Annotated in this window: 17 protein-coding genes and 3 tRNA genes; 8 read left to right on the forward strand and 12 right to left on the reverse strand. The window is 36.9% G+C overall.

Going from position 1 to position 25,870, the window contains the following annotated elements:
* Positions 1 to 663 carry a class I SAM-dependent DNA methyltransferase gene (locus ZA06_RS12215; protein ID WP_053977757.1) on the reverse strand — a complete coding sequence of 221 codons (663 nt, stop codon included), beginning with the start codon at positions 661 to 663 and terminating at the stop codon, positions 1 to 3.
* Entirely contained in the window at positions 656 to 3,100 is a 2,445-nt protein-coding gene (thrA, locus tag ZA06_RS12220) for a bifunctional aspartate kinase/homoserine dehydrogenase I (RefSeq protein ID WP_053977758.1), read from the reverse strand. Before thrA ends, ZA06_RS12215 begins: the two co-directional genes overlap by 8 nt.
* Before the next feature lie 367 nt (positions 3,101 to 3,467).
* On the opposite strand from thrA, the gene ZA06_RS12225 reads away from it, so the two are divergent.
* Positions 3,468 to 5,012: a bifunctional ADP-dependent NAD(P)H-hydrate dehydratase/NAD(P)H-hydrate epimerase gene (locus tag ZA06_RS12225; RefSeq protein WP_053978081.1), complete on the forward strand. Its 1,545-nt coding sequence runs from the start codon at positions 3,468 to 3,470 to the stop codon at positions 5,010 to 5,012.
* Between the two features lie 59 nt (positions 5,013 to 5,071).
* Here the strand turns inward: ZA06_RS12225 and ZA06_RS12230 are convergent, their stop codons facing one another.
* Together ZA06_RS12230 and ZA06_RS12235 are read right to left on the reverse strand one after the other, a co-directional pair.
* The gene (locus tag ZA06_RS12230; protein WP_053977759.1) at positions 5,072 to 6,127 is read right to left on the reverse strand and encodes a redoxin family protein; all 1,056 of its coding nucleotides are present in this window, start codon (positions 6,125 to 6,127) and stop codon (positions 5,072 to 5,074) included.
* Positions 6,128 to 6,360: 233 nt separating this feature from the next.
* Positions 6,361 to 8,910, reverse strand: coding sequence for an ATP-dependent Clp protease ATP-binding subunit (locus ZA06_RS12235; protein WP_053978082.1), 2,550 nt, complete (start codon positions 8,908 to 8,910; stop codon positions 6,361 to 6,363).
* A 261-nt stretch (positions 8,911 to 9,171) separates the two neighbouring features.
* Between ZA06_RS12235 and gyrA the strand changes: the two genes are divergently transcribed.
* The gene (gene gyrA, locus ZA06_RS12240) at positions 9,172 to 11,715 is read left to right on the forward strand and encodes a DNA gyrase subunit A (RefSeq protein ID WP_053977760.1); all 2,544 of its coding nucleotides are present in this window, start codon (positions 9,172 to 9,174) and stop codon (positions 11,713 to 11,715) included.
* A 44-nt stretch (positions 11,716 to 11,759) separates the two neighbouring features.
* Positions 11,760 to 13,076 (forward strand): tetratricopeptide repeat protein, encoded by a 1,317-nt coding sequence (locus tag ZA06_RS12245; protein ID WP_053977761.1) that lies wholly within the window; start codon positions 11,760 to 11,762, stop codon positions 13,074 to 13,076.
* 55 nt (positions 13,077 to 13,131) lie between these two features.
* On the opposite strand, the gene ZA06_RS12250 is transcribed toward ZA06_RS12245, so the two are convergent.
* Positions 13,132 to 13,881, reverse strand: coding sequence for a C40 family peptidase (locus ZA06_RS12250; protein ID WP_053977762.1), 750 nt, complete (start codon positions 13,879 to 13,881; stop codon positions 13,132 to 13,134).
* A gap of 9 nt (positions 13,882 to 13,890) precedes the next feature.
* A complete protein-coding gene (locus tag ZA06_RS12255; RefSeq protein WP_053977763.1) occupies positions 13,891 to 15,069 on the reverse strand; it encodes an acetyl-CoA C-acyltransferase in 1,179 nt (392 codons plus the stop codon).
* A 212-nt stretch (positions 15,070 to 15,281) separates the two neighbouring features.
* On the opposite strand from ZA06_RS12255, the gene ZA06_RS12260 reads away from it, so the two are divergent.
* Positions 15,282 to 17,327 carry an HD family phosphohydrolase gene (locus ZA06_RS12260; RefSeq protein ID WP_053977764.1) on the forward strand — a complete coding sequence of 682 codons (2,046 nt, stop codon included), beginning with the start codon at positions 15,282 to 15,284 and terminating at the stop codon, positions 17,325 to 17,327.
* 109 nt (positions 17,328 to 17,436) lie between these two features.
* Here the strand turns inward: ZA06_RS12260 and ZA06_RS12265 are convergent.
* Positions 17,437 to 17,510, reverse strand: a tRNA-Arg gene (locus ZA06_RS12265).
* A gap of 197 nt (positions 17,511 to 17,707) precedes the next feature.
* Complete coding sequence (locus tag ZA06_RS12270) at positions 17,708 to 18,466, reverse strand: LytR/AlgR family response regulator transcription factor (RefSeq protein ID WP_053977765.1); 759 nt, start codon at positions 18,464 to 18,466, stop codon at positions 17,708 to 17,710.
* 187 nt (positions 18,467 to 18,653) lie between these two features.
* On the opposite strand from ZA06_RS12270, the gene ZA06_RS12275 reads away from it, so the two are divergent.
* Genes ZA06_RS12275 through ZA06_RS12290 form a run of 4 tightly spaced genes read left to right on the forward strand, consistent with a single transcriptional unit; the run spans position 18,654 to position 23,567 of the window.
* Positions 18,654 to 19,886, forward strand: coding sequence for an alpha/beta hydrolase-fold protein (locus ZA06_RS12275; protein ID WP_053977766.1), 1,233 nt, complete (start codon positions 18,654 to 18,656; stop codon positions 19,884 to 19,886).
* Between the two features lie 47 nt (positions 19,887 to 19,933).
* Positions 19,934 to 22,840 (forward strand): tetratricopeptide repeat-containing hybrid sensor histidine kinase/response regulator, encoded by a 2,907-nt coding sequence (locus ZA06_RS12280; protein WP_053977767.1) that lies wholly within the window; start codon positions 19,934 to 19,936, stop codon positions 22,838 to 22,840.
* Positions 22,837 to 23,223, forward strand: coding sequence for a response regulator (locus ZA06_RS12285; RefSeq protein WP_053977768.1), 387 nt, complete (start codon positions 22,837 to 22,839; stop codon positions 23,221 to 23,223). The genes ZA06_RS12280 and ZA06_RS12285 overlap by 4 nt, the downstream gene beginning before the upstream one ends.
* A 14-nt stretch (positions 23,224 to 23,237) precedes the next feature.
* Complete coding sequence (locus tag ZA06_RS12290; RefSeq protein WP_053977769.1) at positions 23,238 to 23,567, forward strand: Hpt domain-containing protein; 330 nt, start codon at positions 23,238 to 23,240, stop codon at positions 23,565 to 23,567.
* 47 nt (positions 23,568 to 23,614) lie between these two features.
* Here ZA06_RS12290 and ZA06_RS12295 read toward each other — a convergent pair.
* From ZA06_RS12295 to ZA06_RS12310, 4 genes are all read right to left on the reverse strand, one after another.
* Positions 23,615 to 23,689, reverse strand: a tRNA-Pro gene (locus ZA06_RS12295).
* Between the two features lie 9 nt (positions 23,690 to 23,698).
* A tRNA-Ser gene (locus ZA06_RS12300) sits at positions 23,699 to 23,782 on the reverse strand.
* Positions 23,783 to 23,924: 142 nt separating this feature from the next.
* The gene (locus tag ZA06_RS12305) at positions 23,925 to 24,587 is read right to left on the reverse strand and encodes an HAD family hydrolase (RefSeq protein ID WP_053977770.1); all 663 of its coding nucleotides are present in this window, start codon (positions 24,585 to 24,587) and stop codon (positions 23,925 to 23,927) included.
* Positions 24,588 to 24,691: 104 nt separating this feature from the next.
* Positions 24,692 to 25,870, reverse strand: a complete 1,179-nt coding sequence (locus tag ZA06_RS12310) for a THUMP-like domain-containing protein (protein ID WP_053977771.1) — start codon at positions 25,868 to 25,870, stop codon at positions 24,692 to 24,694.

Consider the following 25,870-nt stretch of genomic DNA (forward strand, 5'->3'; position numbering starts at 1 on the left):
TCAATTTTTTTTGGCTATAATAATCAATTCGTTGTCTCCATTCGTTGGATTGACCAACTGTTCTGTATGTACAATTTGAAAATGATGTTTGGTTAAGATGGTTCTTAAATCCTCTTCCCGATAATAATGAATGAACAAACGCAGTTTTGGATAATTTTTGGATCCAGTCCATTGGGATGACTCATAATCTCCTGCAATTGTACTGATGTACAGATATCCATTTTTGGACAGAATTCTGGAACTTTCAGAAATAAGTTGCTCCACATCACTTTTTGAAAGATAAGGGAACAAAAAAGCATACATCACGCCATCATAGACCTCTTGAATGCTTTCAAGGTCTCGGCAATCCATCACCTCAAAGTTGGCCGAAGGCACATTTTTAGAAGCAATGTTAATCATGTTAGGCGAGAGGTCTCTTCCTGAAATCTTAAAGTTTGGAAATCGCTCCTTAACAAAACGCGTCACATTGCCTGGCCCGCAACCTAATTCCAAAATTTTGGATTGCTGGTCATGGTTGTCAAGAAGTTCACAAAACTGAAGGACCGAAGGTTCATAGGCTGAAATATCCACATACTTTTGATCATACATGGAGGCACAGTCATTAAAGACCTTAAGCGTCGCTTCAGTTTGTGCTACATCTTTATGTACACTGGACTTAGTCATTTCCAGTCCGTATAATATCGGCAAACAAACCAGAAGCGGTTACATCAGCACCAGCACCAGCTCCTTTGATAATCATGGGCTGTTCTATGTAACGGTGGGTGTAAAACATCACGATGTTATCCTTTCCTTCAAGATTATAAAATGGATGTCCCTGGGGAATTTCGCGCAAACCTACAGAGGCCTTTCCTTCGTTGAATTCTGCTACATATTTCAATTGACAATTTTTAGCCTTCGCATCGCTGTATAATTTTTGGAAATGCGCTTCATCATCAATCAAGGTTTTGTAAAAATCATCCACCGACTTACTTTCCAAATTAGCTTTGGTTAAAAAGGAATGATTGGTGATATCCTCAAGTTCCATTTTTGAACCACTTTCCCTAGCTAAAATCAATATTTTTCTGGCAACGTCCACACCGCTTAAATCAATACGCGGATCAGGTTCTGTATACCCTTCGGCTTGAGCCTGTTTTACCACGTCATGAAATTTTGTGGTGTCATTGAAGTTGTTAAACACAAAGTTCAAACTTCCTGAAAGTACCGCTTGAATGCTCTTGATTTTGTCACCAGAAGCGATGAGGTTGTTTAAAGTGTCAATAACCGGTAATCCTGCGCCTACATTGGTTTCAAACAATAAAGGAGCGTTATACTTTCTTGATAAATTTTTAAGTTCTGAATAGTTTTCATAAGAACTTGAGCAGGCAATTTTATTACAGGCCACCACGGCAATACTTTCTTTTAGATATTTCCCATAGAGTTTTGCAACGTCTTCATTAGCCGTGACGTCCACAAACACGCTATTGCGAAGGTTGAGCAACTTAATACGATTGAAGAACCCTTCCATCGAGGCTTTTTCTCCTTTTGACAGAAGTTCTTTCCAATTTTTAAGCGGAATACCATCTTCATCAAAAAGCATGGTTCTGGAATTAGACAATCCAACCACCCTTAAATTGATTTTTAGGGTATCCCTTAGATATTTTTTTTGCTGATTAATTTGTTCAACCAATCGTTCCCCTACATTCCCAACACCACTGATAAAAACATTAAGCTGTTTGGTTTTTACTTCAAAGAAGGTTTCGTGTAAAGTGTTGAGCGCTTTTTTAACGTCCTGTTGGGCAATAACGGTTGAGATGTTCCTTTCGGAAGCGCCTTGCGCAATAGCCCTAATGTTGATGTTGTTCTTACCAAGCGTACTGAACATTTTTCCACTGATACCTTGGTGACTTTTCATATTATCACCTACAAGGGCAACAATAGCTAAATCCTTTTCAATAAGGATCGGATTGATTTTTCGAAGGGCTATTTCATACCCAAAATTAAAGTCGATAACTTCCTTGGCATGGTCCCCATCGGCCTCGTCTACAGCAAAACAAATAGTGTGCTCCGAAGACGCTTGAGTAATAAGAATCACATTTATTTTGTTTATCGCAAGAGTTTCAAATAGGCGTTTTGAAAATCCTGGGATGCCCACCATACTGTTGCCTTCCAAAGTTAAAAGGGCAATATTGTCAATATTGGTGATACCTCTTACTGTCAATCCATTGGATTGTTCGTCGTTGGTAATATAGGTTCCTGGAGCTTCAGGCTCCAAAGTGTTTTTAATAACAATAGGAATGTTTTGGATCAATACGGGCTGAATAGTAGGCGGGTACAGTACTTTGGCTCCAAAATGCGAGAGTTCCATGGCTTCCTGATAGGAGAGCTTTTCAATTGGTTGGGCTTGTTTTACCAATTTTGGATTGGCGGTATACATACCGCTTACGTCTGTCCAAATTTCCAATTGTTCAGCCTCAATAGCAGTAGCGACAATCGCCGCCGTAAAGTCTGATCCACCACGACCCAAGGTAGTCGCTTCGCCAAGCTCGGAAGTGGCTACAAATCCAGGTAAAACGGTTACCTGTTGTTCAGCTGTTTTAAAGTATTCTTGGATTTTTGGCAATGTCAGTTCGTAGATCACATCTGCCTTTGTATAGTTAGTATTGGTGATGATAAAATCTTGGCTGTTTTTTCTAACCGCATCCAGTCCTTTACTTTTTAAAGTTTCAGTAATGATAAAGGAAGAGAGAAGTTCTCCAAAACTCACTAATTTATCGGATGTTTTTGGTGACAATTCGTTGATAAGGAAAATACCATCCAAAAGACTTTTTAAAGCATTCAGAATTTCTTCAAGCTGACTCACCACTTTAGGACCTGCATTAGGGATTAATTCCGAAAGGAGTTCCAAGTGGAGGGTTTTAAGTTCTTCATATTCCGATTGGAAACTTTCATCTTTGTTTTGTGCTAGTTTACCAAGAATGATAAGCTTGTCAGTAACGCCTCCAACGGCCGAAACCACACAAACCAAGGGGGATTTTTCGGCATAGTTTTCTAGAATGTTAACGACTTTGTTTATGTTTTCTGCAGAGCCTACAGACGTTCCTCCAAATTTTAATACGTTCATTTTTAATCAATTTTGATTGTAGTAAAGGTTTTTAGACTTTTGGTGCTTTGACAGCACATTGTGTACGGAGAGAATATAGTTAACAACCCAAACGGGTTGTAATGCCAAAAATGAAATGAATAGTAGCAGCTCCCGTAAAAACATGGGAGTCAAAGGTGTTACTATTTAATGTTAACTTCGTATTCATATGCCTATCAAATGTATTATTTTTACTTTAATTAAAAAACTATTTCAATCTTTTTAGGGAATTAACAATAAAAGCTCTGAGTTTTTATTTAAACATAAAATGCATTGAGAAATTGAACTGTTGAAAAATGAATTATGTAATGCTAAGCAAGGTCTTACATATAAAAATAGTATCCCACTTATGAAAATACTCTCAAAAGAGCAAGTCTATGAAGGAGATAGACTTACGGCCGAACGCCAAAACATTAGTTCCACCGAATTGATGGAACGGGCCGCTACCAAAATTTTTAATTGGATCCATACAAGATTGCAGGGACAGCCAATTCCTATTCATGTGTTCTGCGGGATAGGAAACAATGGAGGGGATGGTTTGGTGTTGTCTCGCCACTTGATCAATTATGGCTATAATGTGAATACCTATATTGTGAATTATAGCGATAAACGTTCCAAAGATTTTTTGATCAATTATGATCGAATTAAACAAGCTTCCAAAAACTGGCCAGTATTGTTGAATGAAGAAGATGAATTCCCAAATATTACTCCAGATGCTATTATTGTGGATGCCGTTTTTGGAATTGGATTGAATCGGCCTGCTCATGATTGGGTCAAAAAACTTTTCCAGCATTTTAGGGCCTCAAAGGCGTTTACATTATCAGTGGATATTCCTTCGGGTTTGTTTACGGATCGAGTGCCTGAAGATGAAAATGGCGTGGTTTGGGCCAATTACACATTGAGTTTCCAAACCTCTAAATTGGTGTTCTTTTTACCGGAAACAGGTAAGTTTACTACAGAATGGGAAATATTGGATATTGGTATTGATCCTTCCTATTTACAACAGGTTAAAACAGAAGCTGAACTGATAGGGAAATTCGAAATGCTGTCCGTCTATAAACCTCGAGATAAATTTTGTCATAAAGGCGATTTTGGTCACGCCATGATTATTGGGGGAAGTTATGGCAAAATTGGAGCTGTTACTTTGGCCTCTAGAGCAGCTTTGACCGCTGGAGCAGGATTGATTACAGCCTATGTGCCCAAATGTGGCTATGTCCCGCTGCAGTCTTCATTTCCGGAAGCAATGGTAATGACAGATAACGAAGATGAATTGCTTACTGACATCTCTTTTGAATTGAAACCTTCTGCGATAGGGATTGGCGTAGGGATGGGGATAGATAAAAAGACCGTTTCAGCTTTTGAAGGATTTTTAAAAAGGTATAGTGGGCCTTTGGTAGTTGATGCCGATGGCATTAACATGTTAGCCGCCAATAAAAAGTTATTGGAATTGTTGCAGCCGCAAACCATTTTAACGCCACACCCAAAAGAGTTGAAGCGTTTGATAGGAGAGTGGAAGGATGATTTTGACAAACTCGAAAAAATTAAGACGTTTACATCTAAGTACAATCTTATTGTGATAGTAAAAGGAGCCAATACCATGACCGTGTTTAGAGATAGAATTTATGTAAATTCAACAGGAAACCCTGGATTGGCAACTGCGGGGACTGGTGATGTTCTTACAGGAGTAATTACTGGTATGCTTTCGCAAGGCTATGAACCATTGATGGCAGCATTGTTTGGAGTGTATTTACATGGCAAAGCGGCTGATATTGCAGTAATGGATTTAGGATATCAAGCCCTTAATGCGAGTGTTGTTATAGAGGCTATAGGGGAAGCTTATTTAGATCTGTTTAAACAGCCAGGAATGGAAGAGCAGGAAAAGAATAATGAATAGAATAAAATGGAAAAGGCCCACTTAATTAAGCTGGCCTTTTTTATATCAAGGACAATTAATTAAATGTCTAATTCTTCCAATAGTTTTACCAAACCTGCGCTTGAAGGTCTAGGAGCATCTGGAGTCACAATATTTCCTTGTGGATCAATTAGGATAAATCTAGGAATCCCGTTGATTTTGTAGTTTTGAACAAAATCCGATTTCCATCCTTTGTCAGCCAATAATTGGATGCCTCCCAATTCTTTTTCTGAAACCATGTTTTTCCAACCTTCTTTGGCAGCAGCTGCAGCGGCTTCAGGATTTTCACCTTTGAAACCTCTTCCGTCATCAACAGAAATACTTACAAACTGGATGTTTTTATCATGGTATTCCTCTTCAATACGTTTTAGGTGAGGAATCTCAGCCTTACAAGGTCCGCACCAGGTAGCCCATACGTCTACGTAAACATATTTACCTTTTAAATCACTTAAGGAAGTGGTCCCTCCTTTGTGATTTTCGAAATTTTCAAAAACTGGAGAAGGGCTTCCTTGTGGAAGGTCTTGTTTCAAAGTAATGGAACTCGCTAAATATCTATGATAAGATTTAAGCATAGGATCTACATTTTTCATGGCATCAGCAACGATTGTGGAGTCCACAGTGGCATCTGAATTGTAAAATGTAGTCAATTCATTTTTAATGGATTCAATGGAATTGTCCAAAGCTTCCATGTTGTCCAATTGGCTTAATTTATCAAGGTCAAGTAATTCTTCTTCCTTAAGGGATTTTTTAGCTAAAAAGTTGCTGTTTTCCGATCCTGCTCCAGAATAGGATACAGTTTCATCAAATTGGTTGGTGTCCAATGTAAGTTTGATGTCGTAACCATTTTTTAGGTACATCATAGTGCTTTCAGCACCATCAAACAAGCTGTATACGCCAGGATCTACTTTAAGAGTGTCGCTAAAGCTACCATCTGTAGCTACCTTAATAGTTTTTGAATAAGTACGGTTTCTAACAGTAAGGGAATCACTGTTTGGTTTTGTTATTTGTCCTGAAAAAGTAACGTAATCTTTAGGTGGTGCTTCTTGCTTACATGCAAATGCCGAAGCAATCAGTAAAAGGGACAATGTTTTCTTCATGATAAAGTTTTTGTGTTCATTCAAAAATAATAGAAATATGTTTCCCTGTATGCTAATTAATCAATTATTAACAATTAAAGTTATTTTTAGGTATTGGGGGAGGGAAAGTATGAATTGTTGGTTGTGTATTTTATATGTAATAGGGGAAGTGAATTGGTTTCCTTGAGGTTGTGTTAAAATAGAAAAGGGTCCTTGTTTTACAAGGACCCTTTTAATAAATATAAAATATCTATTTAAGACTCTGTATGCTTTTCAGCCTTTTCTATTTTTATGGTTAACTCTTCAGTTTTTGAATCTAAGTCCATAAAAATAGTATCGCCTTCCTGTAATTGGGCATTGATGATTTCTTCTGCCAAAGCATCTTCAATATACTTTTGAATAGCACGTTTTAAAGGTCGCGCTCCATACTGTTTATCGAAGCCTTTATCTGCGATATAATCTTTGGCTTTATCACTCAATTTAAGTTCGTAACCTAAACCTTTGATGCGCTCAACAAGCTTGGCAAGTTCAATATCAATGATTTTATCGATATCTGATTTTTCTAAAGCATTGAACACAATGACATCATCAATTCTATTTAAGAATTCTGGCGCGAATGCTTTTTTCAAGGCATTTTCAATAATGCTTTTTGAGTTGTCATGAGCTTGGGCTTCTCTTGCAGCAGTTCCAAAACCAACACCTTGTCCAAAATCTTTAAGTTTTCTAGCGCCAATGTTGGAAGTCATGATGATAATAGAATTTCTAAAATCTATTTTTCTTCCTAAACTATCAGTAAGATACCCGTCATCTAATACCTGTAAAAGCATGTTGAATACATCTGGATGCGCCTTTTCAATCTCATCCAAAAGGATTACGGCGTAAGGCTTACGACGAACCTTCTCGGTTAATTGTCCGCCTTCTTCATAACCTACATATCCCGGAGGTGCTCCGACAAGTCTGGAAATTGCAAATTTCTCCATATACTCACTCATATCAATTCTGATAAGAGCATCCTCGCTGTCAAATAATTCTCGGGCCAATACTTTGGCTAATTGGGTTTTTCCAACTCCAGTTTGCCCTAAAAAGATAAACGACCCAATAGGTTTGTTAGGATCCTTAAGACCAGCTCTGTTGCGTTGAATTGCCTTTACAACCTTAGCTACAGCTTCATCTTGACCAATAACTTTACCTTTGATGTGTTCAGGTAACTTGGCTAATTTGTTGCTTTCTGTTTGTGCTATTCTGTTAACGGGAATACCTGTCATCATCGATACCACATCAGCAACGTTATCTTCAGTAACAACTTCACGGTGAAGTTTGGTTTCTTCTTCCCATTTTTCTTGGGCCACGGCCAATTCTTTCTCCAGGCGTTTTTCGTCATCTCGAAGTTTGGCTGCCTCTTCATACTTTTGTTTTTTAACAACCGTATTTTTGGTTTCCCTAACTTCTTCTAGCTTTTTCTCCAATTCCAAAATTTGCTTCGGAACTTCAATATTGGTAATATGTACTCTCGATCCAGCCTCATCCAAAGCATCTATAGCCTTGTCCGGTAAAAATCGATCGGTCATGTATCTATTAGTCAATTTTACACAGGCCTCAATGGCTTCAGGAGTGTAATCTACATTATGGTGGTCTTCATATTTTTCCTTAACGTTGTTAAGGATTTCAATAGTTTCTTCCACACTTGTAGGTTCTACAATTACCTTTTGGAAACGACGCTCTAAAGCACCATCTTTTTCAATATACTGTCTGTATTCGTCCAAAGTGGTAGCGCCTATACATTGAATTTCTCCACGTGCCAAAGCTGGTTTGAACATATTTGAAGCGTCCAAACTTCCTGTAGCACCTCCGGCACCTACAATGGTATGAATCTCGTCAATAAAAAGAATGATGTCGTCATTTTTCTCAAGCTCGTTCATCACGGCTTTCATGCGCTCTTCAAACTGGCCACGGTATTTCGTTCCTGCCACCAAACTTGCCAGGTCTAAAGTCACTACTCGCTTGTTGAAAAGGATTCTAGATACTTTTCGTTTTACGATACGCAGTGCCAAACCTTCCGCAATAGCAGATTTACCAACTCCAGGTTCTCCAATAAGAAGCGGGTTGTTCTTTTTACGTCTGCTCAATATTTGAGACACACGTTGTATTTCTTTTTCTCTACCAACAACAGGGTCTAGTTTGCCTTCTTCTGCCAATACGGTGAGATCTCTACCAAAATTGTCTAGAACTGGGGTCTTAGATTTTTTTGTTGTTTTAGATGAAGATTGACCAAAAGGGTTTTGTTTAGAATCATCGTCATCGGCCATATCGTCGTCTGAGTAAGACTCGGCTTTTGGAGATTCCAAAAAGTCATCATCGTTTGTAATCATAAATTTAAATTGCTCTTTAACGTTATCATAATCCACTTTTAGCTTGTTCAAAAGCTTGGTTGTGGGGTCGTTTTCGTTTCTTAAGATACATAGCAGCAAATGCGCTGTATTGATAGATGTGCTTTGAAACAGTTTTGCCTCCAAAAAGGTGGTCTTTAAAGCACGCTCTGCCTGCCTAGTGAGATGTAGGTTCTTTTTTTCGTTAGAGGCAGTTGCCACATTAGAATTTGCTGGGCTCAATATTTCAACCTTGCGCCTTAAATGGTTCAAATCTATATCAAGGGCACTCAATATATCAATTGCTTTTCCACTGCCATCACGAAGTAGGCCCAGCATTAAATGTTCGGTACCTATAAAATCATGGCCAAGTCGTAGTGCTTCCTCTTTACTGTAAGCAATGACGTCCTTGACTCTTGGGGAAAAATTATCGTCCATAATTAAAAATCCTTTCTGCATTAAAAATAATAAAAAACATAGTTATAAAGGCAAAAACTGTACCTTAAATGTTTCATAAAAGCTAATAGAGGAAAAAAGTTTAAAAATTCAAAACTTTTAGACTTTTACTTATTAACGAAAGAAGGCCTTATATTTGTTAATAAAAAAAGTTAAAAAACCCTCTTAAAAGTCGGATAAGGACTAACAAAATACTTATATTAGCACGATTTGAAAACCTACAAAAAATCTAATTAAATATATATGGTAGAAGGAGAAAAACTCATTCCAATTAACATTGAAGATGAAATGAAATCGGCCTACATTGACTATTCAATGTCGGTCATTGTGTCACGTGCTTTGCCAGATGTTAGAGACGGATTGAAGCCAGTGCACAGACGTGTATTGTTTGGGATGCATGAGCTTGGTGTAAGATCCAATTCACCTTATAAAAAATCGGCCAGAATTGTTGGAGAGGTTTTAGGTAAGTACCACCCTCACGGAGACAGTTCTGTTTATGATACAATGGTACGTATGGCTCAGGAATGGAGCTTGCGTTATATGTTGGTAGACGGGCAGGGGAACTTTGGTTCCATTGACGGAGATAGCCCTGCAGCAATGCGTTATACAGAGGCGCGTATGCGTAAGATTTCCGAAGATATGTTGGCAGACATTGAAAAGGAAACCGTAGACCACAAACTTAACTTTGACGATACTTTACAAGAACCAACTGTATTGCCTACCAGAATTCCAGGATTGTTGGTGAATGGTGCTTCAGGGATTGCAGTAGGGATGGCTACCAATATGCCTCCACACAACATTTCTGAAGTTGTAGATGGAACTGTTGCTTATATTGATAACAACGATATTGAAATAGAGGAGTTGATGACCCATATTAAGGCGCCTGATTTTCCAACAGGAGGTACTATTTACGGGTATGATGGTGTTAAGGAAGCATTCAAAACAGGTAGAGGAAGAATCGTTATTAGAGGTATTGCCAATATTGAGGAAGTTCAAGGCCGCGAATGCATTGTGGTAACAGAAATCCCTTATTTGGTGAATAAGGCCGAAATGATCAAGAAGACGGCCGACTTGGTTAACGATAAGAAACTGGAAGGAATTTCTACCATTCGTGACGAATCCGATAGAAACGGAATGCGTATCGTTTATGTACTTAAACGAGATGCTATTCCAAACATTGTTTTAAACAAACTTTACAAATATACAGCGCTTCAATCGTCGTTCAGTGTTAATAATATTGCACTGGTGAATGGGCGTCCACAATTGTTGAATCTAAAAGATTTGATTTATCATTTTGTGGAGCACAGACATGAGGTTGTAGTAAGAAGAACAACTTACGAATTGCGCAAAGCTGAAGAGCGTGCCCACATTTTGGAAGGGTTAATTATTGCTTCGGATAATATTGATGAAGTTATTGCATTAATCAGAGCCTCTTCAAATGCAGAAGAAGCAAGAGAGAAGTTGATCGAGCGTTTCAAGCTTTCAGAAATTCAAGCGAAGGCAATTGTTGAAATGAGATTGCGTCAGTTAACAGGACTGGAGCAAGACAAACTTCGTACTGAATATGAAGAATTGATGAAGACTATTGAAGACTTGAAGGATATTCTTGCTAAGAAAGAGCGAAGAATGGAAATCATCAAGGAAGAACTTTTGGTAGTTAAGGAAAAGTATGGTGACGACAGACGTTCTATTATCGAGTATGCTGGAGGTGATTTAAGTATTGAAGATATGATTCCTGATGCCCAAGTGGTAATTACCATTTCGCATGCGGGTTATATCAAACGTACATCATTGAGTGAATATAAGCTTCAACATAGAGGAGGAGTTGGGCAAAAAGCATCAACAACAAGAAACGAAGATTTCTTGGAGCATTTGTTTGTAGGGACCAACCACCAGTACATGTTGTTTTTCACCCAAAAAGGAAAATGTTTCTGGATGCGTGTTTATGAAATTCCAGAAGGAAGTAAAACTTCTAAGGGAAGAGCTATCCAAAACTTGATCAACATAGAGCAGGATGATAAGGTGAAAGCGTTCATCTGTACTCAAGATTTGAAGGATGAAGAATACATCAATAGCCACTATGTAATCATGGCTACCAAACAAGGTCAGGTTAAGAAAACGTCATTGGAGCAGTATTCTAGACCAAGAACCAATGGTATCAACGCTATTACCATTAAGGAGGACGATGAGCTATTAGAAGCAAGACTTACTACTGGTAACAGTCAAGTAATGCTGGCATTGAAATCAGGTAAGGCCATTCGATTTGAGGAAGCGAAAACACGACCTATGGGACGTAGTGCTTCTGGAGTACGAGGTATTACTTTAGCTACGGATACAGATGAAGTAATAGGTATGATTGCCATTGAGAATCCTCAGGAAGAATCTGTTTTGGTAGTGTCTGAAAACGGTTATGGAAAACGTACCTATATTGACGATCCGGAAGATGGAGAACCAGTGTACAGAATTACCAACCGTGGAGGTAAAGGTGTGAAAACTATTTCCATTACTGAAAAAACAGGAAGTCTTGTGGCTATAAAAACCGTTACTGATGAAGATGATTTGATGATCATTAATAAATCTGGTATCGCCATTAGAATTGCGGTTAAGGATTTACGTGTAATGGGAAGAGCTACACAAGGTGTTAGACTTATCAGTTTGAAAGGAAAAGATTCTATCGCCGCTGTTGCTAAGGTAATGAAGGACGAGCAAGAAGAGATTGAAGGAGCAGCAGAAGATATCGAAACCGCAAATGAAGATGGTGCAGCCATCGACAATGCACAAGAATAAAAATAACTAATATTAATAAATAGTAATTCAAAATGAATTTTTCAATGAACAATCATAAATACTCAATTCAGAGAAGTATTGTGAATAAAAAGCAACTGGCAGTTGCTTTGGCTCTTTTGGCAGGTTCTTTCACCTATGCACAAAAGAATGAACTTAAGGATGCTGAAAAGGCTATTAAATCTGGAAATTATGCAGATGCCAAAACGGCAATCAATTCAGCAGAGTCATTAATATCAGGTACAGATTCTAAAACTCAGGCTAAATTTTATTTCCTTAAAGGTCAGGCTTTGTATGCTAATGGGACTGGATCAGAAGCTGATATAGAACAAGCAATTGAAAGTTTGGATAAAGTTAAAGCTATTGAAAGTGCCGATGGTAAAGTAAAGTATTCTAGCGATGTTGATGAAATGAAGCAACAGATGTTAAATGGATTCTTAACCGATGCAAATTCTGCACTTGAGGCGAAAGATTATATGAAATCTTCAAAAGGATTCGAGCAAGCTTACAGAATGTCTCCACAAGACACTTTATATCTTTATTATGCAGCTTCTACTGCTGTAACTGCTAAAGATTATGATACCTCTTTGGAGTATTATGAAGAATTAAGAGATTTAGGTTATGAAGGAGTTGAAACTGAGTATACAGCTATAAATAAAGCAAGTAATGAGGTTGAAACTTTCGGTTCAGCATCTTTACGTGATATTAGTGTAAAGGCAGGAACTCACATCAAGCCTTCAGTAAGAAAGACAGATCCAAAGTCTGCCGAAATCATCAAAAACATCGCTTTGATTTATGTGTCTAAAGGGGATACTGAAAAAGCTATTGAAGCAATTGATGATGCTAGAAAGCAGAATCCAGATGATTTTAACTTATTGTTGACTGAAGCCAATTTGCATTTGAAAATGGGTAATAAAGAGAAATTCAAAGGTTTAATGCAGGAAGCAACTGTTAAAGATCCAAATAATCCAGAGTTACAATATAACTTAGGTGTTATTTCTGCAGAAGCAGGTGAAACAGAAGCTGCAAAAGCATATTACAAAAAGGCTATTGAATTAGATCCTGGGTATGTTGATGCTTACAATAACCTTGCAGTTGTAACGTTAGCCGGTGAGCAAAGCATCATTGAAGAAATGAATGGTTTGGGTAACTCTTCGGCTGATAATAGACGTTATGACGAATTGAAGGAGCAACGTATGCAATTGTATAGAGATGCTGTTCCTTATTTAGAAAAAACATTACAGTTAAAACCTAACAATTTGCAAGCGGCTCAAACGTTAATGAATATTTATAGTGCTATTGGAGATACTGATAACTATAAAAAGATGAAAGCAAAAGTTGAAGCGATCCAAAGCGGAAACTAAAACTTGAAGGATATATCATAAAAAAAAGCTACTTAATTTCAAGTAGCTTTTTTTGTTAGATTATTTTTTTGATGACTCTTAATTTATGGGTGTGCATCCTTTTGTCTACATTGTAAATTCCAGAATGGTCCAAACGATCAATTCTTACCTTACCATGCGCATGGATAATGTAATTGTTAGCCATGATGATGCCAACATGAACAATATGTCCTTCGTTATTGTCAAAAAAGGCTAAATCTCCAGGTTCACTTTCTTCAATAAAACTTAATGCTTCCCCTTGTGTGGCTTGCTGCGAAGCATCTCGTAAAAGTTTGTAACCATTAAGTTTGTAAACCATTTGTGTAAAACCAGAGCAGTCTATTCCAAAAGGTGTTTTTCCTCCCCACAAATAAGGAGCGTTCAAATAGGTGAATGCAGTTTTAAGCAGCTGTTCTCTAGGTTGAATTCCTTGAACCAAATTACCATCGTGTTGATGTTCCAACACAGATAAGCCATTTAATGACGAACCTAACGGTATGGTGATTAAGTTGTCATTGACATCTTGTACAAATTCAACAAGATCGGAGGAAAGTTTAGGCAATTCACCTTTCAAGGTATTATAGTTCTCTTGATCAATTTCAAGATATTGCTTGTTGTCTATCCAACCTTCGTAATTATCAAAATGCAAACGGATTTTGCTCCAATGTTTGCGCTGTTCCAACACCTTAAAGAAATCTCCATACAAAACCTGTGAAACGAGTTCACTCTTATCGGAAGGCTCTAATCGTAAAGGAACAATGCTTAAGTTACAAATTCCGTATTGCATGTATCTGTTTTAGTTACGTTCAATAACAATTGCAGAAGCTCCTCCGCCACCATTACAAATGGCAGCCGCTCCAATTTTAGCATTGTTTTGTTCCAAAACATTTATAAGGGTGATGATAATTCTAACACCAGAACACCCAAGTGGATGTCCTAATGAAACGGCTCCACCGTTTACGTTTACTTTATCATCATTTAATCCTAGAAGTTTCATGTTAGCCAATCCTACTACAGAAAAGGCTTCGTTAAATTCAAAGAAATCTACATCCTCTATAGCAATGCCTGCTTTGTCCAATGCCTTAGGAAGGGCCTTGGCAGGAGCAGTTGTAAACCATTTTGGCTCATGAGCTGCATCGGCATAACTTTTTATGGTAGCCAATGGGGGCAATCCTAATTCTTCAGCCTTTTCTCTGCTCATCAAGACTACAGCTCCAGCACCATCATTAATGGTAGAAGCATTGGCTGCAGTAACAGTTCCTTCTTTTGTGAAGGCAGGGCGTAAAGAAGGAATCTTGTCAATTTTTACGTTTGTAAACTCTTCATCTTTGTTCACAACTAGAGCATCACCACGACGTTGAGGCACTTCAACAGGAACTACTTCATTGTCGAATCTTCCAGCTTCCCAAGCAGCAGCAGATCTTTCATAAGACTGAATAGCAAAAGCATCTTGGTCTTCACGGGAGAAGTTATATTCGGTTGCACAAGCATCGGCACAAACACCCATGGCATTTTGGTCGTAAGCATCTACCAAACCATCTTTTTGCATCCCGTCAATTAAACTTGCAGGACCAAATTTTGTTCCCATGCGGGCATGCATATAATGCGGAATCAAACTCATGTTTTCCATACCTCCGGCAACTACGATATCCGCATCACCTAAAGCAATAGATTGGGCAGCCTGCATCACAGCTTTCATTCCAGACGCACATACTTTGTTTACGGTTGTACAAGGAACTGTATCAGGAATTCCTGCATAAATAGCTGCTTGTCTAGCAGGTGCTTGACCAGCTCCGGCTTGAACCACATGACCCATTAAAACTTCCTGTACCAGTTCTGGTTTCAAGTTGATTTTATCTAAAGCTCCTTTTATGGCGATAGCTCCCAATTTAGGGGCTGGTATAGTTGATAAACTTCCTAAAAAACTACCTATTGGTGTCCTTGCTGCAGACACAATTACGACGTCTTTACTCATTGTTATGCATTTGTATTAGTTCGAGCAAAATTAATCATTTTTTTACAGAGTTAGGAACGAAATGGTATTATAACGTTATCGTAAATTTTAAGTAATTCATTGTGAAATGCATAGCTGTAAAATGAATAAGCGAGGGGACGGGAATTAGAATTTCTTAAAATTTAATAGTTTGGCTTTATTTCTTACATTTGAAATTGTGTCAATACTACGCTATGAATGAACTAATAAATAAATGGTACAGAAACCATGCGCTTTTGTATAAAGTACTGCTGTTTATTGCTACCACTTTATTGATTGTATATCTCTTTCCTAAAAGTGGAAAATTCAAATACAGTTTCGAACAAGGAAAACCTTGGCAGTCTGAAAACTTATATGCACCCTTCAATTTTGCCATAAAAAAATCCCAAGCAGAAATCAATGAGGAAAAAAGGACCATTCAAGAGAACAGTACCATTTATTTCAATGTAAATGAAGGTGTAAAAAGCACCGTTTTACAATCCTATAAAAGCCAGTTTAAAGGAGCATTTCCCGACAGTGTCAAGCAAAAAAGTAATGCATTGTACAAAATAGGGAAGGATGTTATAGAGCGTATATATAAAAATGGTGTTTTAGATGACAGCTATAATTATGGACCAGACAAAAACGTTGTGCTTTTGGACAACCAAACCCAAGTGGCCTCGATCACCTATAAAGATCTTACCAAGACCAATGCTTTCATAAATATTTTGGAACAATCACTTGCTGAAGAAGACTTATCTGAATATGATTCCAATTTTGTGTCCTTGTTTTTCGATATTGTCAAACCAAATATTTCTTTGAACAAAGCCATTACAGATAATGCTTTGAAGGAAGAGTTGGATCGTGTGTCACCAACAAGGGGAAGTATTGAAAAGGAAACTTTGATTATTTCGAAAGGTGAATTGGTTGAAGGCAAGAAATATGATATTCTAGAATCCTTAAAATCAGAATACGAATCCCAAGTTTGGAGTGAGTCCAACTACAACTGGGTAATTTTTGCTTACACATTATTGGTGGCCTTGGCCTTATTGATGCTGCTTTTATTCCTTAGGAAATATAGAATGGAAGTGTTTTTGGACAATACCAAAGTCACCTTCATTTTTTTCAATATTGTATTCGTGATATTATTGACCACCTTGGTGGTAAATTACGATTCGAGGTATGTTTATGTAATTCCGTTGTGTATTCTTCCTTTGGTGTTGAAAGCCTTTTTTGATGCGCGTTTAGGCTTGTTTTCTCATGTGCTTACGGTATTGCTCCTTGGGTTTATTGTGCCTAATAGTTATGAGTATATTTTCCTTCAGATTATTGCGGGAATTGTAACCATTTTAACGGTTTCAGAACTTTATAAACGAGCCAATTTGTTTATTTCCGTAGGGCAGATTACCCTTATTTACATTATTGCCTATTTCGCCTTTTTCGTGATTCATGAAGGAAGTGTGGCTAGCCTAAAATGGGGAACATTTGGATTGTTTATTTTGTGTGGACTTGCCACTTTGTTCGTTCAGCCTTTAATTTACATATATGAGAAATTGTTCGGGTTGGTGTCAGATGTGTCTTTATTGGAGCTTTCAGATACCAATTCTAAACTGTTGAAGGAATTGGCCAATAAAGCGCCAGGAACTTTTCACCACTCCTTAAACGTGGCCAATTTGGCTGAAGCTTCGGCCAATGAAATTGGAGCGAATGCCATGTTGGTGAGGGTAGGAGCCTTGTACCACGATATTGGTAAAATGAAGAATCCTACCTATTTCACCGAAAACCAATCTACAGGTATCAATCCTCATGATGAATTGTCTCCAAAGGAAAGTGCTAGAATTATCATAGATCACGTGATAGATGGTATTGAAATTGCCAAAAAGAACAACCTGCCAGACCGCGTGATTGATTTTATAAGAACGCACCATGGAATGAGTCTAGTGTATTATTTTTACTTAAAGGAGCGTGAAATTGATGAGAATTTGAATAAGGAAGAATTTAGGTATCCAGGACCAAAGCCATTTAGTAAGGAAACTGCCATTTTAATGATGTGCGATAGCGTAGAGGCGGCCTCCAAAAGTTTAAAGGAACCTTCTTCAACCAAAATCGACAAGTTTGTAGAATCCATTATAGGGAAGCAGATGGAGAGTGGTCAGTTTTTGAATGCCAACATTACCTTTAAGGAAATTGAAGCTATCAAGAAGGTTTTAAAGAGCAAATTGGCCAATATTTACCATTTACGGATTGAATACCCAGAATAGGAATATTGTTCTTAAAATTGGCTAGAGAGGTATTGTTCCCCTCGAAGAATATATCTTAACGATATACATAAAAACAAAAAAGCCTTACTATTTCTAGTAAGGCTTTTTGTGATCGCGACAGGATTCGAACCTGTGACCGTCTGCTTAGAAGGCAGATGCTCTATCCAACTGAGCTACGCGACCAAAACTTTAAGAGCGTTCCTCAAAAAGGCGGTGCAAATATAAGTACATACTTCATACAAAACAACTCTGTTTTTGATTTTTTTGAATTTTTTTTTCTGAGCATCTTTCATGTACTTGCTTTGGTTCATTTGGGTGTTGCCTGCTTTGAAAAAGTTTTAGGCTGCTATTGTTTTTTAAATGATTTAAGGGTGAGTAGTTTAGTGCCTGTCTTCGCGAAAATGATGAAACCATTCTTTTGCAGATTTAAGCTTTCTCCTAGAGATTTCAATTGAAGTGCCGTCTTGAAAAAAAAATGCTTGATTTTCCATTTTTTCTATGAAATGTTGGTTGATCATCATTGATCGGTGACATCTAAAGAACCCAAAATCGCCTAAAATATCCTCAAAATAGCCCAAATTTTTCGAAGACAATTCTTGGTTTCCGTTCTGCAAAATCAATTTACTGTAATTTCTATCGCCTTCAATGTATTTAATAGACTTTAATTTTAAACGTAAGGTTCCCGAATGGTTAGGCAATAATAGCGTTTGGTCTTTAATGTGTTTTACCTTTTGGTTTGATAAGGCATTTTTTACCTTTTCTTGATTTAAGATTCTATTTTTTTGATTGGAAAACCTATTGATGGCATTTTTTAGTTCTTCGGTATTAAAAGGTTTTAAAAGATAGTCCAATGCATTAAACCGTATAGCTTTTATGGCATAATGACTATGTGAAGTAATGAAAATGGTTTTAAAGTCAATATTGGTAACAGTGTTAAGCATTTCAAACCCTGTCATGTCTGGCATTTCTACATCAAGGAATAACAATTCGGGTTTTAGAGAATGTATCATTTCAATGCCTTCTTCGCCATTGGTAGCTATACCTACCACATTTAAATGTTTATGGTTTTCAGCTAAATGATCTTTTAACAGCTCCAAAATGAAGGGGTTGTCATCTATTAGTAAGGTTTTAATACTCATTTTAAACTGGAATTTATCCCAATAGGGGTATGCATAAACCATAAAATAGTTACCACTTGATAATAATTAAGGCCGCTCGATAATTCAAAAGCATCATTAAAAAGAGTTGGTTTCTAAATTTATAGAACCTTAAAAATGGGAAATTTTTCCATTAAGTAAAAAGAATAACCATTAATACTTCCAAATTATGAAAACTTTAATGACATCAATTGTGTTGTGTTTTACTTTGTTAGTGAGTGCACAACAGCAAAAGACAGTAGACTTTGGCGTTGAGGATAGTATATTCTCTAAAGTGTTGAATGAGCACAGAAAAGTCTGGATATATAATCCAGAAAAGAACTCTGGTATCTATCAATCTAATAAGGTTTACCCTATTTTGTACCTGTTGGATGGTCCTACACATTTCTATTCCGTTGTAGGTATGATAAAGCAATTGAGTACTGCAAATGGTAATACGGTTTTGCCTGAAATGATTATTGTGGGAATACACAATACAAATAGATTTAGAGATTTATCACCAACACAAATGGTTGAAAGATCAGGGTATAACCCAGATGATATGAGAAAAAATACAGGTGGAGGTGATTTGTTTTTGGACTTTATTGAAAAGGAATTGAAGCCTTATATAGAATCAAAGTATCCTACGGCTCCCTATAGTATGTTGGTAGGACATTCTCTTGGAGGAATGATGGCCATTTACACCATGTTCCAAAGGCCTCAAATGTTTCAAAATTATATTGCCATTGACCCATCGATATGGTGGAACAATCAAGAAATCTTAAAGGAAATCCAAAACCGTCCAAACTTAAATGATTTAAAAGGAACATCTCTTTACCTAGGTTACGCGAATACTTTGGTAGAAGGTTACGATATTTCAACAGTAAGTAAAGACACAACAGAGGAGACGCTTCATATACGATCTATTTTGTCTTTAGACAGCTATTTAAAGGATAATTTAATAGAAGGGTTTAGATACAAAAGTCAATTTTACGAAAATGATACACATGGATCGGTACCATTGATTACGGAATATGATGGTTTACGGTTTTTGTTTGAATTCCATAGAATTGAAATTAATGAAAAGGATTTTGAAAATATGGATGTTGATATGGTGGCGCAAATTGCGGGGCATTATCAAAATGTTTCAAGATACATGGGCTATGAAGTTAAGCCAGATGAAAGCTTGATAAATAGGTTGGGATATGGCATGTTGAATGGTAAATTATATGATAGGGCGGGGCAGTTCTTCTCATATAATGCAAAGATCCATTCGGATAGTTTTAATGTGTTTGATTCCCTTGGTGATTACTACGTGGCAACAAACAATAAGGAAAAGGCTGCTGAAAGTTACCAAAAGGCTCTAGAACTAAAGGAATACCCACTTACCAGGGAAAAATTGGAACAGCTTAAACAGCAGTAGCTCAGCCATGTTGACCTTTTAATTGTTAAAATTAGTAACTTACTAAGATGAAACATTTGATTACATTATTCTTTTTTGTTTTTCTTTTTGTCAATTCAGTACAAGGGCAAATAGCACCTATAGATTCTATTTTTCAGGTTTTTAATAATACTTCCAAAACTCCAGAAATGAGGTTGGAGGCTTATGACGAGCTTTATAGCTACCTCGTGGATCCTGAAAAAAATAAGGGAATCGCACCTAAGGATTTATTCGGTATTGTGGATAAATTGAATTTTGGAAGCGATGCAGCTCTTGATTTAAGCAATAAATCAAGCAAAGCCTTTAATAGAGGAAAAGTATATCTACTAAAAGGATCTTATAGTTTTATCAATAATAATCAGTCTATGGATTGTGATTATTTGATGAAAGCCTTGGAGATAGGCATGGAGGAGCAGGATTATGCGGTTATAGGAGGTGCTTTAGAAAGCTTATTGGCTTTTAATTGCAAAAATCTTTCGAAAGAACGAGCCATCCAACTCATGTTGGATCTGAATTCAAAAAATTTGATGGCAGAGGAACAATTGAATTTATATAGTTCCATGAGTCGATTTATAGAAAATGATTCTATTAAATCCATTTTGTTCAAGAATCTTCCCGCAACGTTAAAATCGGAAACTGTAAGAAACTATAAATTGCAGGGGTTCTTTTCGGAGGTATTGAGAAATTTAGATTCCGAAATAGCAAGACCACTTTTTAATCGGATTGAGACGGTATTGGATGTGCCAGAGGCTCGTGATAAATTGATTCCGATGTACTTGAGTTTAGGGGAATTTTATGTGTTGAATGAAAAATATCCAGAAGCTTTAAAGGCGTTCCAAGAAGCATTGAAACTTTCTGAAGAATTGCATTTTGAAATTGATAATTTGGAGAATGTTTGGGTGTCTATGGGAGAAATTCATTCAAACATTGAAAATTTTGAGGAAGCACAAAAATACACTTTAAAAGGCTTGGAAATAGCCAAGCAAAAAGACGAAAGTAGGAACTTGGCCAGAATCTACTTATCAATGGCTTCCGTTAAAACAGAAATGAAAGAGCCAGAAATGGCATTGAAATACATAGACTCTGCAGTAGTGTTGATGGCTCCAAGAGCTAGTGAAGATAAGACTTGTGAGCAATGTATGAATTATGCCTTATTGGTAAAATCTAAAGTATTTAATGGGCTTGCTCGGCACAGGGAAGCATTGTTGCAGTTGTTGGATTTAGAGCCCTTTTACAAAGATAATTTGGCTAGTAGGGTGCAACCATTAATGTATCAAGAAATAGGGAAGGCTTATGTAGGACTTGGTGAATTTAAAAAGGCTGTTTCTTCCATTAAAAAAGGAATGACATATCCTCATGTAACCTTGCTTGATGATAAACGGAATTATGAAATATTAGCCCAATCTTATAAGGAGCTTGGTAATTATCAAAAGTCGCTTGAGGCTTATGAAAAGGTTGTTGCCGCAAATGATTCCATTACAAAATTTAGAAATAGCCAGGGAACAACACGTTTGGAGCTTGAAAATGCTTTTAATCAAGAGAGGTTTAAGGATAGTTTGGTAGTGGAAAAGGAGGCCTTGGAAAGAGAGTTGAGATTTGAGAAGCAATTGGGCAAGGAGCAAACCTTTAGAAATTTAATTATTGGGGCTGCAATTTTAGCGTTATTGGTTGCTTTGGGCCTGTATAACCGTTTGAATTTTATCAAAAAGACCCAAGGTGTCTTAAAGGAAAAAAATCGTGTTATAGAAGCTGAAAAGGAAAAGGCAAAATCCTCAGAGCGCGCAAAACATCAATTTTTGGCAAATATGAGTCATGAAATAAGGACACCAATGAATGCCATTAAGGGAATGACGGATATTTTATTAAGACGAAACCCCAAAAAGGAACAATTGGATTATTTAAATGCCATTAAAGAATCGTTGAATTCCCTTTTGGTAATTATTGATGATGTATTGGATCTGTCCAAGATTGAATCCGGTAAAATCGAGTTGGAGAAAATTCCCTTTTCAATTTCAGAAGAAGTCCATAAAGTAGTCCAAATAATGAAGTTTAAAGCGGAAGAGAAAGGAGTGTCCCTAAATGTCGATTTTGATCAACATATTCCAATGGTAAAGGGGGATTCCGTTAGATTGCGACAGGTGCTTTTAAATCTTGTTGGGAATGCTATTAAGTTTACATCTGCTGGCCAAGTTGTTGTAAAAGTAGAATCTAAAATAGAGGAAAGTGGAGGAAATCTTCAAGTTCATTTTTCTGTTTTAGATACTGGTATTGGAATCGAAGAAGATAAACTTGTGAATGTTTTTAAATCGTTTGAACAGGCCCAAACAGATACCAGTAGAAAGTTTGGTGGCACCGGATTAGGTTTGAGTATATCTAAGAAGATAGTTAAACTGCATGGAGGGAAAATTTGGGCGGAGAGTAAAAGAGGTAAGGGGAGTACATTTCATTTTGTGATTCCGTATGAGCCCTTTATTATTCCTTCAAATTTAAATGGCAAGACACATAAAGACGAATTAGAAATTTTGAAAGATCAATTGAAGGGGCTTAAAGTATTGTTGGTTGAAGATAATGCCTTTAATGCCGTTGTGGCAAAAGAAGAATTAGAGGACAATATCCAAGGTGTTGAAGTAAGGATTGCCGAAAATGGAGAAGTGGCTTTGGATAAATTGCAAACTGAATTGTTTGATGTTGTTTTAATGGATGTTCAAATGCCTGTTATGAATGGCTTTGAGTGTACAAAAGCCATACGTCAACTGAAGGATTCTGTAGGCCATATTCCCATTATTGCTATGACAGCAAATGTCTTGAAGGAAGAAGTGGTAAGATGTTTTGAAGCGGGAATGAATGATTTTGTTCCCAAGCCTTTTGATGTGGCAGATTTGCTTCAGAAAATCTATAAGGTAACTGACAAAGAACATAAAGTATTAAAATCATGAATCAATATAAAAACAAAGTATTTATTGTAGATGACGAGCCTTTGTTTTCTATGATGCTTAGTGACTATTTAACGCAACATAATCCCTCGTTGAAGGTAAAGAGTTTTATGTCTGGAGAGGCTTGTTTAGAGGCTTTATATGAAAATCCAGCTCTTATTATTTTGGATCATTATTTAAGCTCCAGTAATTCAGTCCATCTAAATGGATTGGATATGTTGAGTGAAATAAAGAAAATGAAAAGTCATCCTGTAGTAGTAATGCTTTCTGGACAGGAAAGCTACTACACGGCGGCTAAAGCCATTGGTTTAGGTGTGTTGCACTATGTGATAAAAGATGAAGAAGCATTTGAAAAGGTGAATAGTATTATTAAGGCGAATATTTAAAGAGAATGATGTCTATGGATTTATCTTTTTTAGAGAAGTTTACGGGGGGGGATACTTTAAAGATGAAGAAGTATATTGCACTTTATCTAGATACAGCAACTGTGCTGTTCAATTCCATTGGTGAAGGGATTGCTGCTGAAGACTGGGAAAAGGTTTGTGCGAATGTCCATTCTCTTAAACCACAGATAACTTATATGGGATTGACTAATTTGAGTGAATTGTTGTTGAAAATTGAAGAGAAGTCAAAAGCTCAAGATACATATTCCATAAATGAAATTTTTGAGCAAGCTTTGGTTGTCCATAGGCAATCTAAACAAGTTTTGGAAGGCTATTTGGAAACTTGAAAGAATTCCATAAAAAAAGCTGAACAAAATTATTGTTCAGCTTTTTGTCGGGGTGGCAGGATTCGAACCTGCGACCTCCTGCTCCCAAAGCAGGCGCGATAACCGGGCTACGCTACACCCCGAAAAGAAAGCGGAGAGACAGGGACTCGAACCCTGGCAACACTTTCGCGTTGACAGATTAGCAATCTGCTCCATTACCACTCTGGCACCTCTCCAATATTAAATAAAGAACCTTTCTTAATTGCGGATGCAAATGTAGGATAACATTGCGTATCTCACAACTATTTTTTGAATTTTTTCGTCAATATTTTGAAATTTCAAACCACTAGAGTTTTAAATAGCTTGAAGCCAATATGTTTAGACGATCTGTAAATTTTGAATTTTTTCAAATGAAATTTCCTTAAAGTCGTCAATTAGCAAATTCGCTAGGGTGTAATCTTGATTTTTGGAATTTTCACTTCTATAGGCAACACAAAAAATGGCGGCACTATTGGCCGCTACAATACCGTTGGTAGAGTCTTCAATCACCATACATTGGTGTTTTTCGTGTCCAGAAACTTCTGCAGCCTTTAAAAATATTTCGGGATGTGGTTTGGAGGCTTTTAAATCGGCGCCGCTTAATTTGGCTTTAAAATATTGATCTAACTCAAATCTTTTAAAGACGCGATCAATGGTGCTCATGGTTGCAGAAGACGCCAAAATTAAGGTCAGTCCATTGGCGTGGTATTCTTGAATTAGTTCCAACACACCGTCTAAAAGCTGCAAACTTTCATCATAATCGAACAAATGATTAAAATGGTTGCGTTTCTTCCTTTCGAGATTTATAGGATCTTCATCCAGTCCAAAATGCGAACAAAGAAACTTACACACATTCCTTGTAGATTTTCCAGTAAAAGTTTCATACAATTCATCTGAAACGTCAATACCATAGTCATCAAACATTTTGTGGTAGGCCTTGTGGTGCAATGGTTCGGTGTCCACAATAACACCGTCCATATCGAATAAGACTACTTTTAGCATCAATAAAAATTTTGCGCGAAGATAGTCAGAACCTTTGGAACAAACTAACTATTGATTTGAGCTAATAATCAGATGATTATTGAAATAGGAAAGTTAGAGTGTAATTAAGAGGTTTTCTTGCAAAAAATCACGATTTTTTCATCGTTTAAGTTGGTGGAGAAGAATAAATAGAGTTCTCCACCATCTTTTATTTTCAATTTAGTTCTAAGTTGTTGAACCGTTTCGGGGAAATTTCTAGTGGTAATATTCGCTTTCGAGATTCCTTCCTTTTTCATAAGTTGTTTGTTAAAAGTGAGTGTTTTAACAATTTCAAAACTTCGTCCAGGAAATTCAATTAAGGTTTCTGAGGTATACAGGTGTGTATGCTGATGGAGTTTAGGAACTCCTAACTTTTCTGAAACAGATTTAAAAGCACCTGATTTTAAAATGGCTGCATTAGGTTCGTATAAATATGAAAGTGGTTCGCCAAATACGGCGCTAGCATTTTTTTCTTCATTAAAGTTGAAATCAAACTTTTCTTCGATAGCCTGTGTAAGATTAACCGTTTTTATTTCGATATCTCCTTTAAAATTGTCCTCCAAAACCCATAACAACTCTTTAACTTCATTATTAAGGGCGACAATATGAATGGTTTTGATATGCTTTAATTCTCCCATTCCTACAGAAATATCCAAAAGAGGGGAGGTCTTTATCATGATGTTCTTGGAACGTTGAAACAACATATCCAAATGTAAAGGCACATTGGGCAGGCAGTCGTTTAAAAAAAAGACTTTGCCTTTGCTGTCATGGCGTCTGGAAGGATCTATATAAATCCAATCGTAAGTATCTTGATGTTTTTTTAAATGCTCAATACCATCAACGTTCAATGTTTTAATATTGACATTTAATTGGGAATAGTTATGCGTAACGATTTCCGAAAGTTCAGAATTCAATTCGCAGTGCGTGACATTTTGAAACTTTTTGGAAAAATAATAACAATCTACTCCAAAGCCACCTGTTAAATCAATTAAGGACTTCCCTTCAATAAGCCCAGCTTTGTATTTTGCTGTAGCTTCAGAGGAAGTTTGTTCAATATTGAGTTTATTGGGATAAACTATGAGAGGTGCATTAAACCAAGTTGGAAGTTTATGTTGACAGCGTTTTTTAGCTTCAATCTGTTCTACCAAAAGTTTGATGTCAACTGAAATCTCTGGATGGTTTTTGAATAGCAAAGCAACTGTGTCAGAATTTAAATGTGTAAGTATAAATTCTTGGTGCGTGGTATTTAAAATGTCAGGATTCAA

The organism is Mangrovimonas xylaniphaga, from assembly GCF_001280435.1.
Classification (GTDB): Bacteria; Bacteroidota; Bacteroidia; order Flavobacteriales; family Flavobacteriaceae; genus Mangrovimonas_A; species Mangrovimonas_A xylaniphaga.

Excerpts from the sequence above, each read along its gene's own strand:
- ZA06_RS12255 (WP_053977763.1), bottom strand. The coding sequence starts at position 15,069 with ATGAGTAAAGACGTCGTAATTGTGTCTGCAGCAAGGACACCAATAGGT.
- ZA06_RS12215 (WP_053977757.1), bottom strand. The coding sequence starts at position 663 with ATGACTAAGTCCAGTGTACATAAAGATGTAGCACAAACTGAAGCGACG.
- ZA06_RS12235 (WP_053978082.1), bottom strand. The coding sequence starts at position 8,910 with ATGGACGATAATTTTTCCCCAAGAGTCAAGGACGTCATTGCTTACAGT.
- ZA06_RS12285 (WP_053977768.1), top strand. The coding sequence starts at position 22,837 with ATGAATCAATATAAAAACAAAGTATTTATTGTAGATGACGAGCCTTTG.
- ZA06_RS12275 (WP_053977766.1), top strand. The coding sequence starts at position 18,654 with ATGAAAACTTTAATGACATCAATTGTGTTGTGTTTTACTTTGTTAGTG.
- ZA06_RS12280 (WP_053977767.1), top strand. The coding sequence starts at position 19,934 with ATGAAACATTTGATTACATTATTCTTTTTTGTTTTTCTTTTTGTCAAT.
- ZA06_RS12230 (WP_053977759.1), bottom strand. The coding sequence starts at position 6,127 with ATGAAGAAAACATTGTCCCTTTTACTGATTGCTTCGGCATTTGCATGT.
- ZA06_RS12250 (WP_053977762.1), bottom strand. The coding sequence starts at position 13,881 with ATGCAATACGGAATTTGTAACTTAAGCATTGTTCCTTTACGATTAGAG.
- ZA06_RS12245 (WP_053977761.1), top strand. The coding sequence starts at position 11,760 with ATGAACAATCATAAATACTCAATTCAGAGAAGTATTGTGAATAAAAAG.
- thrA (WP_053977758.1), bottom strand. The coding sequence starts at position 3,100 with ATGAACGTATTAAAATTTGGAGGAACGTCTGTAGGCTCTGCAGAAAAC.
- ZA06_RS12305 (WP_053977770.1), bottom strand. The coding sequence starts at position 24,587 with ATGCTAAAAGTAGTCTTATTCGATATGGACGGTGTTATTGTGGACACC.
- ZA06_RS12270 (WP_053977765.1), bottom strand. The coding sequence starts at position 18,466 with ATGAGTATTAAAACCTTACTAATAGATGACAACCCCTTCATTTTGGAG.
- ZA06_RS12260 (WP_053977764.1), top strand. The coding sequence starts at position 15,282 with ATGAATGAACTAATAAATAAATGGTACAGAAACCATGCGCTTTTGTAT.
- gyrA (WP_053977760.1), top strand. The coding sequence starts at position 9,172 with ATGGTAGAAGGAGAAAAACTCATTCCAATTAACATTGAAGATGAAATG.
- ZA06_RS12290 (WP_053977769.1), top strand. The coding sequence starts at position 23,238 with ATGGATTTATCTTTTTTAGAGAAGTTTACGGGGGGGGATACTTTAAAG.
- ZA06_RS12225 (WP_053978081.1), top strand. The coding sequence starts at position 3,468 with ATGAAAATACTCTCAAAAGAGCAAGTCTATGAAGGAGATAGACTTACG.